Source organism: Falsiroseomonas stagni DSM 19981 (assembly GCF_900114315.1).
Taxonomy (GTDB): domain Bacteria; phylum Pseudomonadota; class Alphaproteobacteria; order Acetobacterales; family Acetobacteraceae; genus Falsiroseomonas; species Falsiroseomonas stagni.
This window is the reverse complement of the sequence record NZ_FOSQ01000002.1, coordinates 148031-168656: the sequence shown is the minus strand read 5'-3', so window position 1 is coordinate 168656 and position 20626 is coordinate 148031. Positions and strand designations below refer to the sequence as shown.

Annotated in this window: 18 protein-coding genes; 7 read left to right on the top strand and 11 right to left on the bottom strand. The window is 69.5% G+C overall.

Annotated features, from left to right (window positions below):
• The first annotated feature begins 3 nt into the window (after positions 1-3).
• Positions 4-1284: a TRAP transporter large permease gene (locus BM041_RS07600; protein ID WP_092958030.1), complete on the top strand. Its 1281-nt coding sequence runs from the start codon at positions 4-6 to the stop codon at positions 1282-1284.
• 351 nt (positions 1285-1635) lie between these two features.
• On the opposite strand, the gene BM041_RS07595 is transcribed toward BM041_RS07600, so the two are convergent.
• From BM041_RS07595 to BM041_RS07580, 4 genes are all read right to left on the bottom strand, one after another.
• The gene (locus BM041_RS07595) at positions 1636-2106 is read right to left on the bottom strand and encodes a M23 family metallopeptidase (RefSeq protein WP_092958028.1); all 471 of its coding nucleotides are present in this window, start codon (positions 2104-2106) and stop codon (positions 1636-1638) included.
• An 8-nt stretch (positions 2107-2114) separates the two neighbouring features.
• Positions 2115-3662: an EAL domain-containing protein gene (locus BM041_RS07590; protein WP_175533801.1), complete on the bottom strand. Its 1548-nt coding sequence runs from the start codon at positions 3660-3662 to the stop codon at positions 2115-2117.
• 130 nt (positions 3663-3792) lie between these two features.
• A complete protein-coding gene (locus BM041_RS07585; RefSeq protein ID WP_092958024.1) occupies positions 3793-4341 on the bottom strand; it encodes a carboxymuconolactone decarboxylase family protein in 549 nt (182 codons plus the stop codon).
• 134 nt (positions 4342-4475) lie between these two features.
• Positions 4476-5051, bottom strand: coding sequence for a peroxiredoxin (locus BM041_RS07580; protein WP_092958022.1), 576 nt, complete (start codon positions 5049-5051; stop codon positions 4476-4478).
• A gap of 198 nt (positions 5052-5249) precedes the next feature.
• Here BM041_RS07580 and BM041_RS07575 point away from each other — a divergent pair, with 198 nt between their 5' ends.
• Positions 5250-6170, top strand: a complete 921-nt coding sequence (locus BM041_RS07575) for a hydrogen peroxide-inducible genes activator (RefSeq protein ID WP_092958020.1) — start codon at positions 5250-5252, stop codon at positions 6168-6170.
• Positions 6171-6276: 106 nt separating this feature from the next.
• Positions 6277-6858 carry a hypothetical protein gene (locus tag BM041_RS29895; protein ID WP_139225988.1) on the top strand — a complete coding sequence of 194 codons (582 nt, stop codon included), beginning with the start codon at positions 6277-6279 and terminating at the stop codon, positions 6856-6858.
• Positions 6859-6900: 42 nt separating this feature from the next.
• On the opposite strand, the gene BM041_RS07570 is transcribed toward BM041_RS29895, so the two are convergent.
• Positions 6901-7476, bottom strand: a complete 576-nt coding sequence (locus tag BM041_RS07570; protein ID WP_092958018.1) for a DUF924 family protein — start codon at positions 7474-7476, stop codon at positions 6901-6903.
• Entirely contained in the window at positions 7473-10391 is a 2919-nt protein-coding gene (locus tag BM041_RS07565; protein WP_092958016.1) for an FAD-binding and (Fe-S)-binding domain-containing protein, read from the bottom strand. Before BM041_RS07565 ends, BM041_RS07570 begins: the two co-directional genes overlap by 4 nt.
• Positions 10392-10538: 147 nt before the next feature.
• On the opposite strand from BM041_RS07565, the gene BM041_RS07560 reads away from it, so the two are divergent.
• Complete coding sequence (locus tag BM041_RS07560; protein WP_092958014.1) at positions 10539-11723, top strand: pyridoxal-phosphate-dependent aminotransferase family protein; 1185 nt, start codon at positions 10539-10541, stop codon at positions 11721-11723.
• A 69-nt stretch (positions 11724-11792) separates the two neighbouring features.
• Here BM041_RS07560 and BM041_RS07555 read toward each other — a convergent pair whose 3' ends face one another.
• Positions 11793-12638, bottom strand: coding sequence for a class I SAM-dependent methyltransferase (locus BM041_RS07555; protein ID WP_175533800.1), 846 nt, complete (start codon positions 12636-12638; stop codon positions 11793-11795).
• A 188-nt stretch (positions 12639-12826) separates the two neighbouring features.
• Here BM041_RS07555 and BM041_RS07550 point away from each other — a divergent pair, with 188 nt between their 5' ends.
• Positions 12827-13537, top strand: coding sequence for a glutathione S-transferase N-terminal domain-containing protein (locus tag BM041_RS07550; RefSeq protein WP_092958010.1), 711 nt, complete (start codon positions 12827-12829; stop codon positions 13535-13537).
• Between the two features lie 2 nt (positions 13538-13539).
• Complete coding sequence (locus BM041_RS07545) at positions 13540-14184, top strand: VOC family protein (protein ID WP_092958008.1); 645 nt, start codon at positions 13540-13542, stop codon at positions 14182-14184.
• 74 nt (positions 14185-14258) lie between these two features.
• On the opposite strand, the gene BM041_RS07540 is transcribed toward BM041_RS07545, so the two are convergent.
• Positions 14259-14855 carry a class I SAM-dependent methyltransferase gene (locus BM041_RS07540; protein WP_092958006.1) on the bottom strand — a complete coding sequence of 199 codons (597 nt, stop codon included), beginning with the start codon at positions 14853-14855 and terminating at the stop codon, positions 14259-14261.
• 98 nt (positions 14856-14953) lie between these two features.
• Between BM041_RS07540 and BM041_RS07535 the strand changes: the two genes are divergently transcribed.
• Complete coding sequence (locus tag BM041_RS07535; protein WP_092958004.1) at positions 14954-16354, top strand: PleD family two-component system response regulator; 1401 nt, start codon at positions 14954-14956, stop codon at positions 16352-16354.
• A gap of 179 nt (positions 16355-16533) precedes the next feature.
• Here the strand turns inward: BM041_RS07535 and rpmG are convergent, their stop codons facing one another.
• From rpmG to rnr, 3 genes are all read right to left on the bottom strand, one after another.
• Positions 16534-16707, bottom strand: a complete 174-nt coding sequence (rpmG, locus tag BM041_RS07530; protein WP_092958002.1) for a 50S ribosomal protein L33 — start codon at positions 16705-16707, stop codon at positions 16534-16536.
• A 116-nt stretch (positions 16708-16823) separates the two neighbouring features.
• Positions 16824-18263: a S41 family peptidase gene (locus tag BM041_RS07525; RefSeq protein ID WP_092958000.1), complete on the bottom strand. Its 1440-nt coding sequence runs from the start codon at positions 18261-18263 to the stop codon at positions 16824-16826.
• Between the two features lie 44 nt (positions 18264-18307).
• Positions 18308-20626 (bottom strand): ribonuclease R, encoded by a 2319-nt coding sequence (rnr, locus tag BM041_RS07520; RefSeq protein WP_175533799.1) that lies wholly within the window; start codon positions 20624-20626, stop codon positions 18308-18310.

Below are 20626 nucleotides of genomic sequence, written 5' to 3'. Positions count from 1 at the left end.
CGCGTGACCTTCCTGATCCTGCTGGCTGTCCTGATCGGGCTGCTCTACCTCGGCATGCCGATGTTCGCGGCGCTGTTCCTGCTGCCGCTCGGCGTGCTCATCGCCCTCGAAGGCGGCGTGCCGGCGCTGGGGGAGATGGTGATCGGCAAGCTGGATGGCTATCTGCTGATCGCCATCCCGCTGTTCATGCTGATGGCGCATATCATGGTGCGCGGGCGGGTGGTGGATGACCTCTACAACGCCGCCTTCGCCATGCTGCGCAAGGTGCGCGGCGGCGTCGGCATCGCCACCGTCGCGGCCTGCACGATCTTCGCGGCCATCAGCGGTTCATCGGTCGCGACCGCGCTGACCATCGGCAAGATCGCCATCCCGCAGATGCTGAAATACGGCATGTCCCGCAAGGGCGCCTTCGGCGTCGTCGCCGGTGGCGGCACGCTCGGCATCCTCATCCCGCCCTCCGCGCCGATGGTGCTCTATGCCTATGTGACGGAGACCTCGGTCGCCGCGCTGTTCCTGGCCGGCATCATCCCGGGGCTGCTGATGGCGGCGATGTTCGCCGTCTATTGCTTCGTGACGGAGGGCAAGGCGGTGGTGCCGGCGGATGAGCCGGTGCCGGAGGCCGCGCATCACGCCCTGGCCCGCGCGGGCTGGTCGCTGAGCCTGCCGATCTTCGTGCTCGGCGGCATCTACATGGGTGTCTTCACCGCGACGGAAGCCGCGGGCACGGGCACGCTCTATGCGCTGGTCATCGCGGGGCTGATCTACCGCACCCTGACCTGGCGGGACGTGGTGCAGGGAGTGGAGGAGGCGACGAGGACCTCCGCCATGCTGCTGATGATCATCGCGGGCGCGGCGATCTACGGCTTCATGCTGACCAAGCTGCAGGTGCCGCAGGAGCTGACGAAGCTCGTTGCCGATCTTGGGCTGGGGCGCACGGGTTTCCTCATCGCCATGATGGTGCTGCTCTTCGTGCTGGGGCTGGTGCTGGAGAGTTTCTCCATCATCCTGCTGACCATGCCGGCCATCCTGCCGCTGCTGGCGCAACTCGACATCGACAAGGTCTGGTACGGCATCCTGCTGACCTTGAGCCTGGAGATGGCGCTGATCTCCCCCCCCGTGGCGCTGAACCTGGTGGTCATCAAGGCCATCACCGGCGCGCCGCTGTCGGAGGTGAACCGCAGCATCTACCCCTATATGCTGATGCTGGCCTTCGGGACCGCGATGCTGATCGCCTTCCCGGAGATCGCGCTCTGGCTGCCGCGACAGGCGGGGTATGGCGGGTAGGGCCTGTCGACACTTGGCCCGGGATGCAATCGGCGAGTGGATTTTCGTGCCTGCCAAGGGGGGCGTCGTAGCGGGGGCGGGGTGGCGATGGGGTTCCATCGTCACCCTGACCCCACGCGACCCCGCGCGGAAAGACGCCGCCGAGTGCGCCCGCAGCCAAGTGTCCACAGGCCCTGATGTGACTTTTTAGTCGCTAACCCGTTTAAGCCGATTATGCCGATTAGGTGCGTTTAGCACCGTTTTCGCGGTGCCGCCGGCGGGCGTTCGGGGCTCTGGCGGGAGGCGGCGGACGCAATCCGCGTGCGTGATGTACGGAACATAACAGAAACATACCGGCCCGCGCCAGCGGAATCAGGGGCAGGGGCTGACCTCGAAGAACGGCGCGGGGTCCAGGTGGCGGCCTTCCCGCAGCACTTCCAGATGCAGATGCGTGCCCGTGGTGATGCCGGTGCGGCCGATGCGGCCGATCGCCTCGCCCTCCGCCACCCGGCGGCGGCCATTGGCGAGGGCGGGGGCGACGGTGCCGAGATGGGCGTAGCGCGTCACCAGCCCATCGGCGTGGCGCAACTCCACCTCCAGCCCCGTGCCGGCGCGGGTGCGGCGGATGCTGGTGACGGTGCCCGCGGCGGCGGCGCGGACCCAGGCGCCGGCGGGGGCGGGCAGGTCGATCCCCTTGTGGTCGCCGGAGGCGCGGGGATTGGGCAGGTCGCGCGGGCCGAAGGGGGAGGAGATGCAGGCGGGCGTGACGGGCAGCGCCAGGCGCGGCGCCTCCGCCCTCGCCAGGCCGGGCGCCAGCAGCAGCAGGGACAGGGCAAGGCGCATGGCGCCTGCTACAGCGGGCCGGGCTTCCCGAACAGCCAGCCCTGGCCGTAATGCACGCCGAGGCCGCGCATGATCTCGGCCTCCTCCTCCGTCTCGATGCGTTCCGCCACCACCTTGGCGCCAACGGCCAGCGACAGATCCACCATGGCGGCGACGAAGCTGCGGTCCCGGTCGCTGGTCAGCGCGGCCTGCACGAAGGTGCCGTCCACCTTCACATAGTCGGTGGGAAAGGATTTCAGGTAGCGGAAGGCAGCCGCGCCGGCGCCGAAATCATCGATGCAGACGGGCACGCCGCGCCCCCGCAGTGCCCGCAGCGTGGCGGCGGCGGCGTCCTCATCCTCGATCTCGGCACTCTCGGTCAGTTCCACCATCACGCGCCTCGCGCCGCGCGGATCGCGGTCGAGCAGCGCGAGCAGGCGGGTGCGGAAGCCGCGGGACTGGGTGGAGAGGCCGGAGATGTTGAAGGCGAGGTGGCGGCCTTCCGGCACCGCATTGGCGGCTGCGATGGCCATGGAGGCGACGGCGAGGTCGAGATCCTCCGTCAGGCCGATGGTCTCGGCCAGGGCGATGAATTCCTGCGGGCCCTCCCCGGGTTCCAGCACGCCGGGTTCCAGGCGCATCAGGGCCTCGTGGTGATGCAGCTGCCGTGTCTCCAGGTCCACGATGGGCTGGAAATCCAGGCGGAAGCGGCGTTCGGCGACGGTGCGGCGCAGCGCCGTCGCGCGGGCGGTGACGCGGGCGACGACGCCGCCGAGGCCATCGGCGAAGCCGGCATCGCGCAGCCCATCGGCGCCGAAACGCGCGAAGGCGGCCAGGCCGTGGCGAAGCGCGCGGGCGGCCTGGGACGGGGTGAGGCCGTCGGTCGAGAGGTTGATGGGCGTGGCGACCACGGCGATACCCGGATCGTCCGGGCCGAGAAAGGCTTCGAGGTGCCTGGTCACCTCCTGCAGATTGGGGAATGTCCCGGCCTCGCCAGGGACGACGCCATAGCGGCCGGGGCCGAGCCGGGCGGCCAGGCCGCCGGGGTCGGGCTGGCTGGCGATCAGCCTGTCGATCCGCTGTTCGGCTTCGGTGCCGGCCACGCCCTTCACCTCCAGCAGGCCGAGCTGGACCTTGCCGCCGGCGCGGAGCTGCTGCGTCGCTTCCCGCATCAGGACCTCGCCGTCGCAGGCGCGGAATTCGGGCGGGGCGGGCATGGGGGCGAAGGTCAGGCAGAGGCGCTGCCCGGCATCCGCTGAGGCGAGCTGGAGGCCGGAGACCGAGACGACCGTGCGCGCGGCATCGGCGAGGCGGAACGCGGTGGGGCCGAGGCGCCCATGCGGCGGCAGCAGCGCGACCGCGGTCTGGAAGGCGCCCCGATCCTCCGGCGCCAGGACATCGGCCGCGTCGCGGCCGATCAGGCTTTCCGGCGTGCGGTTGAGCCGGGCGCGGAAGGCGCCGGCGGCGAAGGTGACACGCCCATCGGCCCCGACCTCCACCAGCAGATCGGCCGAGGCGAAGGCGAAGGCGACGAAGCGCTCCCTGTCACCCAGTGAACGTTGCTGTGCGGCGGCCATGGGCGGACGGTAGGCCGTGAGAGGTTGAGGAAGGGTGTCGGGCGGGGGGCGGTGTTGCGCCGGCGCCGGCATGTCCCCGTTCACCCAACCCTCTCCCCCCCGGTGGGGGGGGAGAGGGCTGCGGCGTTGATCAGGCGGCGGCGCGGAGCGTGGTGGCGAGCGCGTCTTCCGCATCCAGCACGCCGGCGACGGCGTGGACGACGGCGGCGATGCGCACGGCGGCCTGGACCTGTTCCTTGCCGAGGCCACCATGCAGGACGACCTTCTCATGGCTTTCCATGCACATGCCGCAGCCATTGATGGCGGAGACGGCGAGCGACCAGAGCTCGAAATCCACCTTCTCGACGCCCGGCTTGGCCATGACGTTCATGCGCAGCTTGGCGGGCATGGAGGGGTAGTCGCCGCCGACCAGGTGGGTGAAGCGGTAGTAGACATTGTTCATGCCCATGATGGCGGCGGCGGCCTTGGCGGCGGCCAGGGCTTCCGGCGACAGCTGCGCGCCGAATTCCGCGACCAGCGCGGCGGTGAGGTCGGCGTTGCGGCTAGCGATGGCGGAGGCGACGAAGGTGCCGGCGCGCTGCTGCTGCGTCAGCGCGGGCTCCGTCGCCAGCGACCCGATGTTGAGCTTCAGGTCCTTGGCATAGTCGGGCAGGCGGTTGCGGATGGCTTCGAGGGACATGGGGAGGGACCTCTGGCTGGGGGCCCGCTCCATCCCGCGCCGAGGTCGCCGGGGATGGGGGCCTCGATGGAACTGGAGAGGTGGGGCGGACCCCCACCCCGGCCCTCCCCCGCAAGCGCGGGGGAGGGGGCGTATCAGGCGGCCTTGTCGAAGAGTTCCTGCGGCTTCAGGGCTTCCTCGCCCTTCGTCCAGTTGCAGGGGCACAGCTCATCGGTCTGCAGCGCGTCGAGCACGCGGAGCACTTCCTGCGGGTTGCGGCCGACATTCAGGCCGTTCACGGAGGCCCACTGGATGGTATGGTCCGGATCGACGATGAAGGTCGCGCGCAGCGGCACGCCGGCGGCCTTGTCGAGGATGCCGAGCGCCGTCGACAGTTCACGCTTCACGTCGGCGAGCATCGGGATCTCGAGGTTCTTGATGTCCTCGTTGTGGACGCGCCAGTTCAGGTGGACGAACTCGCTGTCCGTGGACACGCCGTAGAGCACCGCGTCGCGGTCGGCGAATTCGCCGGCGAGCTTGCCGAAGGCCGCGATCTCGGTCGGGCAGATGAAGGTGAAGTCCTTCGGCCAGAAGAACACGACCTTCCACTTGCCGGCATCGGTGCTCTCGGTGATCTCGGTGAAGGACTTGCCGGGGCCGCCGAGGCCTTCCTTGCCCGCCTTGACGGCGGTGAGCTTGAAGTCGGGAAACTTGTCGCCAACGGTCAGCATGAGGGGGAGCTCCTGTCTGCGGTTGCGCAAGGCGGCGCGGCCGGTCGCGGAATGTTTCGCGGGACCGGTCGCGGGGCATTGCTGCACTGCGATATGCTGCACCTGCTCAGTCGCTTCCAATGAATTGTTTTCCGGATTTCCATCGACCGGGCCGATCATTCGGCTGGGAAGACGGGGTCCCGGTGATCGGATGGCTCGATGATCCTGCCCAGCCCGCAGCAGCTTCGCTACCTCATCGCCCTGGCGGATCACGGGCATTTCGGGCGGGCCGCGACCGCCTGCGCGGTGACGCAATCGACGCTGTCGGCGGGGCTGATCGCGCTGGAGCGGCAGATGGCGGCGCAGCTGCTGGAACGCGCCTCCGCCTCCAAGCGCCCGGTCTTCACGCCGCTGGGGCGGGAGGTGGTGGCGCGGGCGCGGGTGGCGCTGGCGGCGCTGGAGGCGGTGGCGGAGACGGCGGCCACGGCGCGGGACCCGCTGACGGGGCCGCTCAGGCTCGGCGTGATCCCGACCATCGGGCCCTTCCTGCTGCCGCGGCTGATGCCCGCGCTGCGGCGCGCCTATCCGCGGCTGCGGCTGTGGCTGCGGGAGGATCTGACGGAACGCCTGGTGCAGGGGCTGGAGGATGGGCGGCTCGACCTGCTGCTGCTGGCCCTGCCCCTGGCGGGGCCGGCGGCGGCGCTGGAGACGCTGCCGCTGGGGGAGGATGCCTTCAGCGTGGCGCTGCCGGCGGGCCACCGGCTGGCGGCGCGCGACTCGGTGCCGGTGGAGGCGCTGGGGGGCGAGCGGGTGCTGCTGCTGGAGGATGGCCATTGCCTGCGTGACCACGCGGCGGCGTCCTGCGGCCTGCCGCGGGGCATCCTGCCGGGCGGGGAGGAAGGCTTCGCCGCCACCAGCCTGCACACGCTGGTGCAGATGGTGGCCGGGGGGCTGGGCGTGACGCTGCTGCCGCAACTGGCGCTGGATGGCGGGGTGCTGGCGGGCGCGCCGGTGGAGGTGCGGCGGCTGGAGGGGGCGGCGCCGGGGCGCGTGCTGGCGCTGGCCTGGCGGCCGAAGAGCCCCCGCGCGGCGGAATTCCAGGGGCTGGGGCCGGCGGTCGCGGCGGCGATCGCAGCGTGACAACTATCGCGTGCGCAATTAATTGTTGCTTATTCGTATTGAATATGGTGCGCTGTATGCGCTTCCTGTCAAATTGTTTGAACGCGTATTGAGGCTAGGAAAAACGATGTCCAACGAGCCTGATGGTAAGTCGGAAAAAACGAGTGCGTCTGACATCCCTCTAAATCAGAGGTTGCTTGGTTATTTCAAGGACTTCGCGCCCATTGTGACGATCTCCACCGGTGTTGCTATCAGCGCTGGTGTTATCTGGCAATTTTCGGGGCGGATTGAGCGAGCAGAATCCCGTGCCGAATTTGCGCTGTCCGGTGTGACAAGAAGCGTAGCCATCGCTTTTGCCGCAAACGAAGTCCGCCTCCTTGATGCCTTGAATAATACGGCAAACGCTAATTTCGCGAGTTCCGTTAACGCTACACGTTCAAGGTGCTTGTGGCGTCCGGCTGAGTACGGTCTCGCGCGGAATGATGAGCCAAATACGTATCGATGTTTCGTTGATTTGGTGCCGCCGCTCCAAAAGACACCAACAGCAATTTTTGTGGCGAATGGGCGTGGTAGATCCGATAGAATTACGATCCTCCCGGCGGATTACGTCGCGGGTCAGGTTGTTCTGACGGTCCGGCATAACCGGCTCCCAAATGAGCAGGCTATCTCTTGGGATTTTAGTGGACATCTTGTTTTTCTATTTGATTGACATGAAGCCTTACTCGAATTTAGGCTTGGCCACCGCTTATGTTTAGAATCCCCCTCCGGCGGCGAGCCAGGCAGCTTCCTCGGGCGTGGTCGCGCGCCCGAGCGCGGCGTTGCGGTGGGGGAAGCGGCCGAAGCGCTGGATGACGACGCGGTGCGCCCAGGCATAGGCGATGACGCTGCCGGGCCGCGCCAAAGCGGGGACATCGCGCAGACCCTCGAACAGCGCGACGGCGAGGTCCTGGTCCGCCAGGGCCTCGCTGTGTTCGAAGGGGAGGTAGAGGAAGACGCGCTGGAGCGGCGTCAGCGCCAGGTCCAGCTTGCGGTCCAGCACCACGCGGCGGGCGATGACGCGGGCATGCGCATCGCTGGCGAAGGCTTCCGCGCTGCCGCGGAACAGGTTGCGGGGGAACTGGTCGAGCAGGAGGAGGAGGGCCAGCGCGCCCGCCGGGGTCTCCGCCCAGGCGTCCAGCGCGCCCTCGCGGGCCGGGACGACCAGCGCGCCGAAGCCGTCGCGGCAGGCGGCGTCGAAGCCCTCATCCTTCACGAACCAGGCCTGGCGCCAGGTGTCGGGGCCCTCGCTGAACCAGAAATCCAGCAGGCGTTGGATATCGGCGCTCATGCCAGGGCCTTGTCCAGCAGGCGGATGGAATGCAGGGCGTTGCGCTGCGCGAGGTCGCCGATCTGGTGGCGGCAGGAGGTGCCATCCGCGACGATGAAGGCGCTGGCAGCGGTCCTGCGGATGTGGGGCAGCAGGGAGAGTTCGGCCATGGCCTTCGAGGCAGCGAGTTTCGACGCCTCATAGCCGAAGGCGCCGGCCATGCCGCAGCAGGAAGACGTGATCGGCGTCACCTTCAGGCCGGGGATGGCGGCGAGCATGGCGACGGCGGGGGTGAAGGCGTTGAAGGCCTTCTGGTGGCAATGGCCGTGGATATGCGCCTCCGCCCCGATGGGCTTGAGGCGGAGCGTCGGCTTGGTTGCCGCCAGCCATTCGGAGATCAGCATGGCGCGGGCAGCGAGTTTCTCGCTGGCCTCGCCGGGCAGCAAAGCGAGGAATTCGTCGCGCAAGGTCATGAGGCAGGAGGGTTCGAGGCCGAGGACCGGCGCCTCGAAGGGGGACAGGGCCTCGATGGTGCGGCGGGCCTCGGCGCGGGCCTGGTCCACCATCCCGGCCGCGAGCCAGGTGCGGCCATCATCGAGGGGGCGCGTGCCACGCGGCGGGCGGGCCACGGCGGGATCGGCGCCCGCGGCGCGCAGCACGCGCAGCGCGGCGCGGATGTTCTCGGGCTCGAAATAGCGGTTGAAGAGGTCGGGGAGGAGGATGACCTCGCCCGCGCGGCCATCCGGCGCGCGGCATTCCCAGTCATGGAAGGCGTCGAGCCGGAAGCGGGGCAGGGTGCGCCCGGCAGCCAGGCCGAGCAGCGCCTCCGACAGGCGCTTGCCGCCGGGGATGAGGTCCCGCGCATTGGCCAGGATCGGCACCATGGCGGCGAAGGGCGCCCAGCGGGGCATGGAGCCGATCAGGCGGTCCAGCAGGCGCGGGCCATGGGCGGCGTTGCGGGCGGCGGCGGCCTCGATCTTCATCTTCGCCATGTCGACGCCGGTCGGGCATTCGCGCTTGCAGCCCTTGCAGCCCACGCAGAGTTCCATGGCGTCGGCGACGTCATCGGAGGCGAGGCCGCCGGGAAGCTGGCCGGTGAGGGCCAGGCGCAGCGTGTTGGCGCGGCCGCGCGTCAGGTGCTTCTCGTCGCGCGTCGCGCGGTAGGAGGGGCACATGGTGCCGGCATCGAATTTCCGGCAGGTGCCGTTGTTGTTGCACATCTCCACCGCGCCCAGCAGGCCGCCTTGCGGGCCGGGCCAGGCGGACCAGTCCATGGCGGGGGTGATGGCGGCGGGGGTGTAGTCCTGGTGGTACCGCAGCAGGGTGCGGTCATCCATGCGGGGCGGGTGGACGACGCGGTTGGGGTTCAGCAGGCCGTGCGGGAGTTCGGCGGTTCCCGGGTCGAAGGCGTCCTTCACGGCCTCGAAGGCGCGGGCGATGCGGGGGCCGAACATGGGTTCGTTGAATTCGGACCGGACGATGCCGTCGCCATGCTCGCCGGAATGGCTGCCCTTGTATTCGCGCACCAGCGCGAAGCACTTTTCGGCAATGGCGCGCATCTTGCTGACGTCTTCGCCGGACTTCATGTTCAGCACCGGCCGCACATGGAGGCAGCCGACAGAGGCGTGGGCGTACCAGGTGCCTTTCGTGCCGTATTCGGCAAAGACATCGTTCAGGCGTTCGGTGTAGTCCGCGAGGTCGTCGAGGGCGACGGCGCAATCCTCGATGAAGGAGACCGGCTTTCCGTCGCCCTTCATGGACATCATGATGTTGAGGCCGGCTTCGCGGACTTCGGCCACCTTGGCCTGGAAGCCGGCATCGGTGATGCGCACGACCTGGCCGGGCAGGCCGAGGTCGCCCATCATCTCCTCCAGCCGGTCCAGCCCTTGCAGCAGCGTCGCATCGTCATGGCCGTGGAATTCGACGATCAGCAGGCTGTCGGGCTCCCCGATCAGGATCCGGTCGATGGTGTCGCGATAGATCGGGATGGAGCGGCCGAGGTCGATCATGGTGCGATCGACGAGTTCCACCGCTTCCGGATTGAGCGAGACCAGGTGCTTCGACGCCTCCATCGCGCGGCGGAAGGAGGGGAACTGGCAGATGCCGAGCACCTTGCGCGGCTTGATGGGCCAGAGCTTCAGATCGAGCGCGGCGGAGAAGGCGAGCGTCCCCTCGCTGCCCACCAGCAGGCGGGCCAGCGACCCGCGGCCATGCGCGCGGGCATCGGGCGTCAGCGCATCCAGGTTGTAGCCGCCGACGCGGCGGAGCTGTTCGGGGAAGCGGGCGGCGATCTCCTCGGCCTCCTGCGCGCCGAGGGCACGCAGCTTCGCGATCAGGTCGCCGACGCTGCCGGGGATGTCGGGGCCGAGATTGTCGGGGATGTCGCCGAAGGTGAAGCGCGCGCCATCGGCCAGGATGGCATCGATGGCGCGGACATTATCGGCCATCAGCCCGTAGCGGATGGATTTGGACCCGCAGGAATTGTTGCCCGCCATGCCGCCGATGGTGCAGCGCTGCCAGGTGGAGGGATCGACCGGGAAGAATTTGCCGGCGCTCCTCAGCGCGTCGTTCAGTGCGCCGAGGGTGATGCCGGGCTGCACGCGGGCGGTATCGCCCTCCACCGACAAGACGTTCCGCAGATGCTTCGTGCAGTCGATGACGAGGGCGTGGTTGACCGTCTGGCCGCATTGGCTGGTACCGCCGCCACGGGGCAGCACGGCGACCCCTTCCTCCCGGCAGATCGCCATGGCGGCGGCGACGTCATCGATGCTGCGCGGCACCAGCACGCCCACGGGCTGCATCTGGTAGATGGAGGCATCGGTGGCGTAGCGGCCGCGATCGCCCGCGCTGAACAGGACCTCGCCCTCCACATGGCGGCGCAGGCGCTGCCCGAATTGGCTGTCGGTGAGCCTGTGCTGGCCGGCGATGGCGTTCATGCGGTGACGGTCCCTCATCTCCGGCAGGATGTAGCGCGGGCCTGCCTGGAAATCCGATCTATAATGCTCATCAATCCGACAAGGGTTACTCATTGGCGGGTGGCATGGAAGGGCGGTAGGGGAGGGGGACAAGAGAGGGATCGCCCCATGGCCTATTTCCAGTCCAAGCCCGATTCACGGCGGCATTTCCTGCACATCCCCGGCCCCTCCAACGTGCCGGACCGCGTGCTGCGGGCGATGGACAACCCGACCATGGACCATCGGGGCCCCGATTTCGGCGCCATGGGCAAGCAGCTGCTCGCCAAGGTGCGGAAGGTGTTCCAGACCGAGGGGCCGGTGGTGATCTACCCGGCATCCGGCACCGGCGCCTGGGAAGCGGCGCTGGTCAACACGCTGTCCCCCGGCGACCGCGTGCTGATGTGCGAGACGGGGTGGTTCGCGCATCTGTGGAACGAGATGGCGGAGCGGCTGTCGATCCAGGCCGATTTCATCAAGACCGACTGGCGCCGCGGCGCGGATGTGGAGCAGATCGCGGAGCGCCTGGCGGCGGATAAGGGCCACGCCATCAAGGCCGTCTGCGTCGTGCATAACGAGACCAGCACGGGCTGCACCTCCCGCATCGATGAGGTGCGCAAGGCCATCGACGCGGCGGGGCACCCGGCGCTGCTGCTGGTGGATACCATCAGCTCGCTCGGCTCCATGGACTACCGGCATGACGAATGGGGCGTCGATGTCACCGTCTCCGGCTCCCAGAAGGGGCTGATGCTGCCGCCGGGGCTGTCCTTCAACGCGATCAGCGCCAAGGCGATCAAGGCCAGCGAGACGGCGAAGCTGACGCGCAGCTTCTGGGACTGGAAGCCGATGCTGGCGGCGAATGCGACCGGCTACTTCCCCTACACGCCGGCCACCAACATGCTCTACGCGCTCGACACCGCGCTCGACATGCTGCTGGAGGAAGGGCTGCAGAACGTCTTCGCCCGCCACGACAAGGTGGCGGAAGCCACGCGCCGCGCGGTGCGGCATTGGGGCTTCGAGACGCAGTGCCAGGACCCCCGGCATTTCTCGAGTGTGCTGACCGCGGTGCGGCTGCCGGAGGGCCATAGCGCGAACGATTTGCGGGCGACAATCTTGAGCAAATTCAACATGTCGCTGGGCAATGGGCTCGGCCAGTTGAATGACCGGGTGTTCCGCATCGGGCACCTCGGCGACATCAGCGAATTGCAGCTGGTCGGCGCGCTGGGCGGGGTCGAGATGGGGCTGCGCGCGGCCGGCATCCCGCACAAGGCGGGCGGCGTGCAGGTGGCGATGGAGTATCTCGGCGGGAATGCCTGAGGCCGTTGGCTTAACCGCCAAGGCTGCGCCGACCCTCCCCCGCAATCGCGGGGGAGGCAGCAAGGCCAGCTACTTCCGCTGCACGACCAGGACGGCCTGGAAGAAGCGGCCGGGGTCGTCCACGTAGTCTCGGATGGTGAACCAGTCGGACCAGTGGCGTTCGATGAAGGCCAGCGGCACGGCGGCATCGCCATAGAGGGCGCTGGCGAAGTCGCCCTCCGCCCCGCTCGGCAGGAAGGCGATGTCGCCCGCGTCGAACTGGTTGCGCAGCGCGGGGATGCGCGGCGCGTGGCGGCGCAGATCGCCTTCCCACCCCGTCGCGCCCTCCGGCAGGGATTCCACGAAATCGAGGAAGCGGCGCGGCTCCAGCGTCAGGGCGAAGATGCCGCCGGGGCGCAGCACGCGCGCGATCTCCGCCACCCAGTGGCGATGCGGCTTCTCCGGCAGATGCGTGAAGACGGAATAGGACATGACGATGTCCATCGACGCATCGGCATAGGGCAGGCGGCCCCAGTGATAGAGCCGGTCGAGGTTGCCCGGCACGCCGAGGTCCCGGCACAGATCGATCGCCTGGGGCCAGACATCGCAGCCATGCAGCGCCTCCGCCCCCACATCCTTCCAGAAGAAGCGCAGGAAGCGCCCCCAGCCGCAGCCGAAATCGAGGAAGGCGCGGCCATCGGACAGGGGCTGTCCCAGCGCCGCGGCGCGTTCCTTCAGCAGGGTGTAGAAGCTGAAGGCCTCATGCAGCGTCGAAGGGCCATCGGCGCCGACGAAGCGGCGCTGCGTCTCGGCATCCGGGAAGGCGGGGAAGGTGGCGCCGGCGACATCGCGCGACACCAGGCTTTTCAGCAGCAGGTCGAGCCAGGCCCGGTCATCGAGGGCGCGGATGGCCGGGGGCAGGTCATGATCGGGCAAGGGGGCCTCGGTTCTTGATGCCGGGCTTATAGCGGCAAGCAGGCCGCAGCGCAGCATCGTCGGGGGGAAGCGGGGTTGCCGCGTGGTCGATGCGCGGCCCTGCCCGCGTGGGAGGCATCGCGGCCCGGTCTTGCAACCCCGGCGGGGCGGGATCAACGTCCGCGACAAGAACCGACGGAGACGCCCCCATGGCAGCCGCCAAGCCGATCGAGGTCTGGACCTGGCCGACGCCGAATGGCCACAAGGTGCATATCGCGCTGGAGGAGCTGGGCCTGCCCTACACGGTGGTGCCGGTGAATATCGGGACGGGGGAGCAGTTCGCGCCCGAATTCCTCGCCATCACGCCCAACCATCGCATCCCCGCCATCGTCGATCCCGATGGGCCGGGCGGGCAGCGGATCGCGCTGTTCGAATCGGGCGCGATCCTGATGTACCTGGCGGAGAAGACAGGGCGCCTGGTGCCGGCCGATCCCGCCGGGCGCTACGCCTGCCTGCAATGGCTGATGTTCCAGATGGGCGGCGTCGGCCCGATGTTCGGGCAGTACGGGCATTTCCACGCCTATGCGCCGGAACAGATCCCCTACGCCAAGGACCGCTACGCCAAGGAGGTGGGCCGCCTGCACCGGGTGCTGGAGAAAAGGCTGTCGGAGGCCGAGTACCTGGCGGGCGCCGAGTATTCGATCGCGGACATCGCGACCTTCCCCTGGATCCGCAACCCCGCGCGCCGGGCCATCGACCTGGCGGATTTCCCCTCGGTGAAACGCTGGCACGATGCGATCGCGATGCGACCGGCGGTGATCCGCGGCGTTGAGGTGCTGGCGGCGAACCAGCGGGTCGGCGCGATGAGTGACAAGGAGCGCGAAGTGCTGTTCGGCAACACCCAGTTCAAGGCACGCTGACCATGGCGGAGATCGACCACATCGTCATCGGCGCGCGGACGCTCGACGAAGGCGCCGCCTATGTGGAGGCGCATCTCGGTGCGCGTCCGCTTCCCGGCGGGAAGCATGAGGGCATCGGCACCCACAATTTGGTCATGGGCCTCGGCCCGGATTGCTACCTGGAGGTGATCGCCCCCGATCCCGACCAGCCGGCGCCGGCGCAGGGGCGGCCCTTCGACCTCGATGACCCCTCCGTGGCGCTGATGCTGGAAGCGGGGCCGCATCTGATCGGCTGGGTGGCCCGCACCCCGGCGCTGGAGGCGGTGGCCGCCCGGCTGGGCCCGGCCGTGGCCGGGGAGGTGAAGGCGTGGAAGCGGGGCACGCTGTCCTGGCGCATGGCGATGCCGCCGCAGCGCCAGGACATGCGCAACCTCATCCCCTCCCTCATCCAATGGGATGACGGGCAGGGGGCGGCGCCGCGGCTGGCGGATTCAGGCTGCCGCCTGGTGGCGCTGGAGGCCGAGCACCACGACGTGGACGCGCTGCGCCAGGCGCTGGCGGCGCGCGGGCTGGAGGAGGCGCTGAAGGTCCGGCGCAGCCCGCATCCCCGGCTGGTGGCGCGGATGATGCGGGCGGATGGGACGGACGTGGCACTTGCCAGCGGTTGAGCAGCGGGGCGTCCTGTGCGCGGGCCGGTAGAGCTTCACGCAATTCCGGCCAACGGACGTTGCGGGACGGCGCGCTAGCGGGCAGGCTGGTAATGCCAGACGCTGGCTGGTGGGAAGTTCAGGGGGGTCCAGGCCTTCCGCTTCGCCGCCAGTCCAAGATCGCGCCATGGCAGCGGCGAGGTGATGCAGTAGGTGTACAGCAGGAAGCCCTTGCCTGGGGCCACGGCCTCGACCGCCGCGACGAATCGGCGCTGCTGCTCGATCGGCAGCAGCACAAGGGGGATGCCGCAGATCGCGGTGCCCACCTTTCCGTGCAGCCGCGCCGGCAAGGCATCGGGAAGTTGGAAGGCATCGCCCTGGATGACCGTGACGCCGGGCAGAACCCGTCGTAGATGGTTCGCCATGTCGGGCACGATCTCCACCACCACCAGCTTTTCCGCGGGCACCCCCGCGGCGAGGAGCGCGCGGCTGATCACGCCCGTGCCGGCGCCGAGTTCCACCACGACCTCGTCCTCCGCATGCCGCACGAGGGCCGCGATCCGGCGGCAGAGTGCGGGGGAGGAGGGGATGATGGAGCCCATCTGCAGCGGATTGGCGAGCCATCGCCGGAAGAAGAGGGTGGCGTTGGCGACCTCCGCATGGGGGCGTCCGCCGGTGGTGGTATCTGCCATGATTTTGTCCTTGACAAATTTATGACGATGTGCGTAGCCGATAACCGGGTTTCTCTACGCCGATTCGCCCTGCGCCGCCAGCCGGGAGTGGCAGGCCGATGACCGCCCGAATCCTCGTCGTCGATGACATCGCGGCCAATCTCCGGCTGCTCGAAGCCAAGCTGCTGAACGAGTATTACGAGGTGCAGCTCGCCTCCTCCGGCCCGGAGGCGCTGGCGACGGTGCAGCGCTGGATGCCGGATGTCGTGCTGCTCGACGTCATGATGCCGGGGATGGATGGGTATGAGGTCTGCCGGCGCCTGAAGGCGCAGCCGGGCACCGCGCATATCCCCGTGGTGATGATCACGGCGCTGACCGATCCGGTGGAGCGTGTGCGCGGCCTGGAAGCGGGCGCGGATGACTTCCTGTCCAAGCCCGTGGACGATGCGACGCTGTTCGCGCGGCTGCGCGCGCTGCTGCGCATGAAGCAGGTGCTGGATGCCTGGCGCCTGCGGGCGGAGACGGCGCGCGACCTGGGGTTCGAGCCACCGCCGGGGCCATCCCCCAATGTGGCCGGTGCCCGCGCGCTGATCGTCAATGAGGATTTCGACGAGGCCGATGCGCTGACCCGCGTGCTGGCCGCCGATGGCATCGATGTCGCGCATTGCACGGACAGTGCGGAAAGCTGGGACATCCTGATGGATGGGCAGCATGACGTGGTGCTGCTGAGCCTGTCGCTGGATGGCGGCGATGCGCTGCGCCTGGCGTCGCGCCTGCGGGCGCAGGCGGCCACGCGGGACCTGCCGGTGCTGCTGGTGGCGGATACCGGGCAGAAGGGTCTGGTGCTGCGGGGCTTCGACCTGGGCGCCAATGACCATGTGCTGCGCCCGGTGGACCCGAATGAGTTGCGGGCGCGGGTGCGCAACCAGATCCGGCGCAAGCGCTACCAGGAAAGGCTGCGCGCGGACCTCGACCGCAGCCTGGAGATGGCGGTGACGGACCCGCTGACGGGGCTGCGCAACCGCCGCTATGTCCGCCGCCATCTGGAAGGCGTGCTGCGCAATTCCGGCGCGGCCTGCCTGCTGATCGACGTGGACCGATTCAAGTCGGTGAACGACACCTATGGCCATGCCGCGGGCGATGTGGTGCTGCGGGAGGTGGCGGAGCGCGTGCGCGGGCATCTGCGCGCCGCGGATGTGATCGCGCGTTATGGCGGGGAGGAGTTCCTCATCGTCATGTCGGGTGCGACGACCGAGGATGGGATGCTGGTGGCGGAGCGCCTGCGGGCGGCGATTGCCAATGTGCCGATGGTGGCCGAGGGCCATGCGCTGAATGTCACGGCGAGCATCGGCGTGGCGTCCGGCGGCATCGGGGCGCAGTCCGATGATGTGGTGAGTGCCGCGGATGCGGCGCTGTATCGCGCGAAGAACAATGGCCGGGACCGGGTCGAGCCCGCGGTCGAGGAAGACTGGCCGCCGAGCGCCGATCGAGGCACGCCTGCCGCCCGCCAGGCGCGGTAGTTCCTGGCGACGGTCCAGGGCCGTCTCGGCCCTGGTGGATGGGGTTCGGGGAAGGCAACGCCTTCCCCGATTCATCAATGCGGTACAGCAAACGACGAAAACCGCGCCAAACCACCTGGGTTTGGCGCGGTTCGCGTTGGATCAGTCAATCGGCGCGGGGCGCGGGGCCCCGCGCGGGATTACTTGATCTTGGCTTCCCGGAAGACGACGTGCTTGCGCGCGACGGGGTCGTACTTCTTCAGCTCCAGCTTGCCCTGGGCGTTACGGGTGTTCTTCTTGGTCACGTAGAAGTAGCCCGTGGACGGCTCCGCCGTGCTGACGAGCTTGATCAGGATGGTATTGGCCTTGGCCATCGTTCAGGTTCCAACGCGCGAAACAGGTTGCGGGCGAGCCTTGCGGCCCGCCCGTCGAGGAGGCGCACCATAGTCCGGCGGGCGGGAAGGTCAAGCGCGGCGGGGCGATTCGCCGCTCAGCCGCCGGGTCCGCGGATGGCGGTGGCGTAGGCGGCGGGCGACTCGATCAGGGCGCGGGCAGCGGTCAGGTCGGCGGTGCGGCCCTCCGCGGGCGGGCAGGCGCCGCGCAGTGCCGACATCTCGCTGGCCAGGACCGGGGCGCGGGCGGCGCGCTGGCGGAGCAGGGCGCGGCCCATGGGGGCTTCCCCGGTGTTCAGCCGCGCCAGGCCCTGGGCCAGGGCTTCCGGGCCGAGGCTGGTGCAGAGCGCGGGCAGCACGCCCATGCCCTGGATGGGCCAGCCGCTCGGCGCCACCACGCGGGACCAGGTAACCAGGATCTCGCCCTCATTCGGCAGGGGGGCGACCAGCTGGATCAGCCCCTTGCCCATGGTGGCGCTGCCGACGATGGCGGCGCGGCCGCGTTCCGCCAGGCCCATGGCCACGATCTCCGCGGCGGAGGCCGTGCGCCCATCGACGAGGACCACCACGGGCATGCCCTGGGCCAGATCCTGCCCGCCGGCGCGGTAGCGGCGGTTGGCCTCGGGGTGGCGGCCTTCGGTGCGGACGACTTCGCCATCGGCCAGGAAGGCATCGGCGACGGCCACGGCCTGGCCGAGCAGCCCGCCGCGATTGCCGCGGAGGTCCAGCACCACGCCGCGGGGCGGGCGGGATACGGCGAATCCGTCGCTCAGCAGGGTGGCGACGCGGCGGTCGGTGACGGCGGAGAAGCCGGTGATGCGCAGCCAGAGGATGCCGTCGCGGTATTCCGCCGAGACGGTTTCCGGCACCACCACTTCCCGCACCAGCGTCACGTCGCGGCGCATCCGGCCACGGCTGATGGTGAAGGTGACCTCCGAGCCTTCCGGGCCTTCCAGCAGCGTCGCGGCCAGGCCCGGGTCGCGGGGGCCGAGGGTGCGGCCCTCCACCGCGATCAGCAGGTCCCCCTGGCGGATGCCGGCCTGGGCGGCGGGGCCGTCGCGCGACACTTCCGCGATCACCAGCGCATCGCGCCGCGCGGCGACGCGAAGGCCGAGGCCGGACTGGCCGACGCGGCGTTCGCGCGCGGTCCGTGCCTCCGCCGGCGTGACGTAGCGGCTGTAGGGGTCGAGGTGGTTGAACAGCTCCTCGAACCCCGAGGCGATGATGCGTTCATGCCCGGCGCGGCGCAGCGCGGGGGAGGCGCGCCAGGCGGCCTCGTAGAGGTCGGTCAGGGTCAGGGCGACCGCGTTGCCGAGCTGCCGCGGGCCGGCGCGGGCGACCAGGGGGGCGATGGGGATGCTGGCCAGGACCCGATCCTCCCCCAGCAGGCGGAGGCGGTCCTGGCGGATCTCCGCGCCGAGGCGCGAATCGAGCACGGTGAGGCCGCGCAGCGACCACAACGCGAGGTTGGCCGGGTTCTCCGCGTCCAGGTGCCGTTCCAGCACCACGGCGTGGCTCTCCGCCAGGACGGGTTCCACGGCGCTGCGGGGGAAGCTGCCTTCCTGCGCCGTGGCAGGCGCGGCTACTGCCGCCGCGAGGAGCGTTCCGAGGGTCGCCGCGCGGGCGATTTCGACAAGCGCTTGCCACCGGCGCGCGATCGCGCGCCGCGGGGTGCCACCGCGGAGGGATCGCCCTGCATGATGGCGAAGACCATCCCACCCGTCCGCGGAGTCGCCTCCGCCAGCCGCACCTCGACCGCCTGGCCAAGGGAAAAGGTCAGACCCGTATTGCGGCCGGATAATCCGCGTCCGGCCTCGTCCAACGTCCATCTGTCGTCCGGCAAGGACGCGAGCGGTACGATTCCGCTGGCGCCGTTCTCCTCCACGGTGACGAACAGGCCGAAGCGTGTCACCCCCGAAATCCGCGCTTCGAACAACTCTCCGACGCGTGTTGCCATGAAGGCAGCGAGGTAGCGGTCCACCGCCTCCCGCTCCGCCGCCGCGGCGCGGCGCTCGGTGCTGGTGATGTGCTCCGCGGTGTCGGGAAAGCGGGCGGTTTCGGCATCGGTCAGGCCGCCTTCGCCCTTGGAGAGGTTGAGGCCGCGGATGAGGGCGCGGTGGACCAGCAGATCCGCATAGCGGCGGATGGGGCTGGTGAAATGGGCATAGCGGGAAAGCGCGAGCCCGAAATGGCCGATATTCTCGGGGTCATAGGCAGCCTGGGACTGGCCGCGGAGCACGGCTTCGTTCACCAGGCGCTCCTCCGGCCTGTCCTTCACGCGCTCCAGGATGCCGCCGAAGTCGCGGGGATGCAGCCGGTCCCGCGCCGGGAGGTTCAGGTCGAGGGACTGGAGGAACTGGCGAAGGCCCTCCAGCTTCTCGTCGGAGGGGCGGTCATGGACCCGGTACATGCAGGGCTGGGACAGGCGTTCCAGCTCCTCCGCCGCGCAGACATTGGCGGCGACCATGAATTCCTCGATCAGCTTGTGCGAATCGAGGCGCGTGCGCGGCACCACGCCCTGCACCTGGCCCTTCGCGTCCAGCAGCACGCGGCGTTCGGGCAGGTCGAGGTCCAGCGTGCCGCGGCGGGCGCGGTCGGCCAGCAGGGCGTCGAAGGCGCCGTAGAGATGCGTGATGAGGTCGTCGGGCACGCCATCCGGCACGCTGCCGGCATCGCGCGCTTCCTGTACCTGTTCGTAGGTGAGGCGCGCGGCGCTTTTCATGATCCCCCGCCCGAAGCGGTGGCTGGTCTTCGTGCCTGACTTGTCGAAGTTCATCTCGACGAAGAGGCAGCCGCGATCCTCCTTCGGCCGCAGGCTGCACCAGCCATTGGAGAGGGCTTCGGGCAGCATGGGCACGACGCGGTCGGGGAAATAGACGCTGTTGCCGCGGGCCCAGGCTTCGCGGTCCAGCGCGCTGTCGGGCTTCACGTAATGCGCGACATCCGCGATGGCGACCAGGCAGCGCCAGCCTCCCTCGCTGGGCTCCGCCCAGACGGCGTCGTCGAAGTCGCGGGCGTCCTCGCCATCGATGGTGACGAGGGGGATGGCGCGGAGGTCCTCCCGCCCGCGCTTCGTCACGCCCTTCGCGGCCTCGGCTTCCTCCAGCGCTTCCTCCGGGAAGACGTCGGGGATGCCATGGGCGTGGATGCAGATCAGGGAGACGGCGCGGGCTTCCCCCATCTTGCCGATGCGCTCGATGATGCGGGCGGGGCGGGCGCCGAGGCCGTGGCCGGAGGGCAGGGGCTCCGCGAGCACGATATCGCCGGGGCGGGCGCCGTTCACCTCATTCGCCGGCACGCGCCAATCCGCCTTCTGGCGGCGGTCGGTGGGGGTGATCCTGCCATCCTCGAACACGCCGAGGATGCGGGTGGGGGCGGTGCTGTGCAGGCGCTTGAAGGTGCGGCCTTCATAGCGGCCGATGCCGATGAACTTCAGGCGCGCGAGCACGCGCTGGCCGGGGGCCAGGGCGGGCTGCCCGGCGGCTTCCCGGTGCATGTAGATGATGGGCGGCGGGCCGTTGGCCTTGTCCCATTGCACGGGGCGCGCGATGGGGTCGCCATCCGGGTCCGTGCCGGTCATCTCCACGACAGCCATGTCCGGCAGGCGGTCATGGGCGATGAGGCCCTTGCGGCCGATCGGCGTGGCGTGGCCGCTTTCCGTCAACTCCCGCAGCATGCCGCGGAGTTCGATGCGCTGGTCGGAGTTGAGCCCGAAATGCGCGGCGATTTCCGTCTTGCCGACACGCTGGCCCGCCGCCTGGATGAATTCCCGCAGTTTTTCGAGTGTCGGCATCACGCCGGGCTCGGCGGTGGCGGCGATACGATGGAGGGCGGATTTCTTGCCGAGGGGTGCGCGGCTGCGCACCCCGAAGCCCTTCAGCGGCGGGGCGCGCCGCGGCAT

Bases quoted from the DNA above. Each gene is read 5' to 3' on its own strand.
- BM041_RS07590 (WP_175533801.1), bottom strand. From the start codon at position 3,662: ATGGCCGCCGCACAGCAACGTTCACTGGGTGACAGGGAGCGCTTCGTC.
- BM041_RS07580 (WP_092958022.1), bottom strand. From the start codon at position 5,051: ATGCTGACCGTTGGCGACAAGTTTCCCGACTTCAAGCTCACCGCCGTC.
- BM041_RS07560 (WP_092958014.1), top strand. From the start codon at position 10,539: ATGGCCTATTTCCAGTCCAAGCCCGATTCACGGCGGCATTTCCTGCAC.
- BM041_RS07570 (WP_092958018.1), bottom strand. From the start codon at position 7,476: ATGAGCGCCGATATCCAACGCCTGCTGGATTTCTGGTTCAGCGAGGGC.
- BM041_RS07550 (WP_092958010.1), top strand. From the start codon at position 12,827: ATGGCAGCCGCCAAGCCGATCGAGGTCTGGACCTGGCCGACGCCGAAT.
- BM041_RS07545 (WP_092958008.1), top strand. From the start codon at position 13,540: ATGGCGGAGATCGACCACATCGTCATCGGCGCGCGGACGCTCGACGAA.
- BM041_RS07540 (WP_092958006.1), bottom strand. From the start codon at position 14,855: ATGGCAGATACCACCACCGGCGGACGCCCCCATGCGGAGGTCGCCAAC.
- rnr (WP_175533799.1), bottom strand. From the start codon at position 20,626: ATGCCGCGGCGCGCCCCGCCGCTGAAGGGCTTCGGGGTGCGCAGCCGC.
- BM041_RS07535 (WP_092958004.1), top strand. From the start codon at position 14,954: ATGACCGCCCGAATCCTCGTCGTCGATGACATCGCGGCCAATCTCCGG.
- BM041_RS29895 (WP_139225988.1), top strand. From the start codon at position 6,277: ATGTCCAACGAGCCTGATGGTAAGTCGGAAAAAACGAGTGCGTCTGAC.
- BM041_RS07565 (WP_092958016.1), bottom strand. From the start codon at position 10,391: ATGAACGCCATCGCCGGCCAGCACAGGCTCACCGACAGCCAATTCGGG.
- BM041_RS07575 (WP_092958020.1), top strand. From the start codon at position 5,250: ATGATCCTGCCCAGCCCGCAGCAGCTTCGCTACCTCATCGCCCTGGCG.
- BM041_RS07595 (WP_092958028.1), bottom strand. From the start codon at position 2,106: ATGCGCCTTGCCCTGTCCCTGCTGCTGCTGGCGCCCGGCCTGGCGAGG.
- rpmG (WP_092958002.1), bottom strand. From the start codon at position 16,707: ATGGCCAAGGCCAATACCATCCTGATCAAGCTCGTCAGCACGGCGGAG.
- BM041_RS07585 (WP_092958024.1), bottom strand. From the start codon at position 4,341: ATGTCCCTCGAAGCCATCCGCAACCGCCTGCCCGACTATGCCAAGGAC.